This is a genomic window from Planktothrix sp. FACHB-1355, assembly GCF_014748295.1.
GTDB classification, from domain to species: Bacteria; Cyanobacteriota; Cyanobacteriia; order Cyanobacteriales; family Aerosakkonemataceae; genus Aerosakkonema; species Aerosakkonema funiforme_A.
This window is the reverse complement of the sequence record NZ_JACJUP010000883.1, coordinates 1-3,108: the sequence shown is the minus strand read 5'-3', so window position 1 is coordinate 3,108 and position 3,108 is coordinate 1. Positions and strand designations below refer to the sequence as shown.

Annotated in this window: 2 protein-coding genes; both read right to left on the bottom strand. The window is 46.5% G+C overall.

All coding sequences use genetic code 11. The annotated features are described in order from the left end of the window. The coding region (locus tag H6S82_RS26425; protein WP_191056970.1) for a 2OG-Fe(II) oxygenase at window positions 1-619 on the bottom strand (619 nt) is incomplete at its 3' end. Window positions 620-724: 105 nt separating this feature from the next. Next, entirely contained in the window at window positions 725-2,701 is a 1,977-nt protein-coding gene (locus H6S82_RS26420) for a S8 family serine peptidase (RefSeq protein ID WP_190464995.1), read from the bottom strand. Between the last annotated feature and the right edge of the window lie 407 nt (window positions 2,702-3,108).

The window sequence follows — 3,108 nt, the reverse complement described above, 5'->3', positions numbered from 1 at the left end:
ACCCAGCAGGAGCGATCGCAAGTCTTCCTTGTTGAGGCTTCACTTTCAAATTTTGGTAAAAAAATTCTGTTTCCCCACCTTCATTTACGGTGTTCAAATAGTACTGAAAAAATAGAACTCGCCGCAGCGGTTCGTCATCCGCTTCACGAGGGTGGGGGTAAATTTCAGAATGCCAATGGTGATAACCTCCCATACCTTTTATATACTTTTGGACGTTGATCCAAGAAGGTCGATAAATTTTTTGGATGGTTTCATCCATCCATAACGCCTCGTATTGTGCAAAATTTTCGTGAGTGAGGGTGACAACTTTGCCGGAAATCGGATCGAGTATTCCAGGAGATATCGCGCCGACGAGGGCAAAAATGTACTTCCGCAGATATTGTTTCAGATATGCGAATGTATTAGTTACAACCAAGCTATGAAGATTTCTCCATTCATAAAGACCTGTGATCGTAAGGTCGTAGCTATCTTTTTTATTTAAATCGACACCTTGTCCTGTGCGTCCGCGCACTATCTTGTCGCTGGTTTCAAACTTTTCGATAATCTGATGGCAAATATCTGCATCTAAGGCATTATCGTAAATTTCAATAAAATTTGTCACTATATCCTCAGCAGTCATAAATTAATTTTATGTGGAAATGAGGAATGTCGAGATAGTTAAATTTATCCATCTTTTCATTTCCCCATTTCAAATATAATCTGGCGTAGTTTAACCCAAATTAAATCAAACGGTAATTCCCGTGGGATTAGCTGTTCCGGTGAGAATGTCTTGGATTTGTTGCACGCTCAAGTTGGGATTTGCTTGCAGCAAGAGAGCAGCGACACCGGAAATATGGGGTGTTGCCATTGATGTGCCATCACTGGTCTCATAGCCTCGGTTTTTCACCGTGGAGATCACATCAACTCCTGGAGCGGATATAAAAGGATAAGACCTACCCGTAGCGCCGACTGGGTTGGAGAAGTCGGCCACTTTTCGGTTGCGATCGACTGCGCCAACAGCGATCGCCAAACCGCTAGCAGCAAGATCCTGACTGAACGGGATAGCTGATTGGAAGGCAGGTTCGCCCGGTTGAACTGCGTTCAGCTTTGCCTTTTCATTTCCAGCTGCGATCGCCACTACTACGCCGCGTTCGCGAGCTAAGCCCAGCACCTGTACGTAGTCGCTATTTTGATCTGGCCCATTTGTTCCCGGATCGTCACCCAAGCTCATGTTAATTACTTTCGCCCCATTGTTGATGGCGTAATTCATAGCAGCGATAATTTGGGAATCTTTACCTCCGCCCGGTTTGCCCAACACTCGCAGCGGCATGATCTGGGCTTCGTAGGCAACTCCAGTGGTTCCTGTACCATTTCTGGAGGCAGCGATCGTTCCGGCTACGTGAGTGCCGTGAGTATCGTCTTCTTTGCCTGGGTTGGGGTCATTATCGTTAGCTACAAAGTCCCAGCCGTTGACATCATCAATATAGCCATTCCCGTCATCATCGATTCTGTTTCCGGCCACTTCTCTGGTGTTCTTCCAGATATTATCTTTGAGGTCTGGGTGATTTAGGGAAACGCCTTCATCCAAAACGGCTACGACAATGCCTTTGCCTGTAATACCTCTAGCGTAAGCTGTCTCGGCATCGATCAAGTTCAAATCGCCGAAATTTCGGCCATCTTCTTCGGTGAGTTTGGCGGCAGCAGTTACTTCTGTTCCGGTAGCCTGTGCCAATGCCGCTCGGACATTAACCAAACCGCGTCCGAAGTAGTAATTAAAACCTTCTGGCTGCGGGGGTATGGGTCGATTTGACGGGTCTGCTGTAGCTGCTGCCGATACGTTCATGGTGTATTTGGTGCTGCCTGATGCCTGCAAAACCCTTACATAGTAGGTACCCGGATCGACTGCACTCAGGTTGAGTACTTCAGGATTTGTACCTGCGGCATCGGATTCGGCGAGAATGTCATCGCGATCGAGTTCGCCATCTTCATTGATGTCTGAAATTAGTTCTAGCTGAGCATCGCTGCTTAAACCGTTGAGGGATATGTTGACAGCACTGGTGGTATCCAAAGTAAAGCCGTAAAGATCTTCTTCGTCTCCATTGCCGACTTCATCGCTAACACTTCTGGTACCTTTAAGGTTGCCCAAGCCGCTGGCAAGGCTGAGGTCTTCGTCGGGGTCTGGGCGATCGCTAGTACGTCCCTCTTCCAAACCAAATTCAATGTAGTGCTCGATCGCGCTCAAACCACGGGGTCTGACCGCTGCCGCCACATCCGGGTACTTTTGCAAATAAAAACCAGTCTCGAAGTCTGGGCCAGGGTTGCGATTTTCATACTGACCGAACTGCACAAAATGTTGATAGCTGGTCAAGGGGTCTGGCGCTGCCGCTGTCGCCGCGACTGCTGCTGCCACGTCTGGGCTGCTTTGCAAATAGAAGCCATTGACAAACTCTGGAATTGGGTCACGTCCTTCCTTTTGCCCGAAATTGACAAAGTGATCGATCGCACTGAGTTGGGGATTATTCACCGCAGCGGCGACATCTGAATACAACTCCAAATAAAAACCTGTATCAAATAAAGCACTCGGATCGCGACGTTCAAATTTACCAAATCGATTGAAGTGATCCAAGCCATTAGCGAATCCGCCACGGGCAACTGCCTGGGCTACATCTGGGTTTTGGGCTAGGTAAAAGCCTTCGTCAAACAGACCGTTGATGTCTAACATGAATGCTTAATCTGTCTTCGGATAGATGACAATAGTTGTAAATTTGATAATATATTTTTTCATTGCAAAAAAGAACTGATAAGTTTCTGCACTTAACAATTTGTATTGTTCTCTTCCCCTGACGGGTGACAAGTGTTGCTGAAACCCTTGTACAGTATGTGTTGTACCACAGCGCTTTTGAAAAAAAATGCACCGATTTTTGGACTTTATTGATACTATTGTCAAGTACCAGTAGCTACAAGTCTCATGAATTCGTTGTTGACCGCAAGATTTTTGGGCTAATTTTTCCAGATGTGACTGAGTTGAAAAGCAGCCCCTGTCAAGCTTTGAGCCATAGTTGTCACCCTGTTAGCAATTCCTGCTAAGAGGGATGACAGCTTAGGCTACTGTTTTACCCCTATTTAACT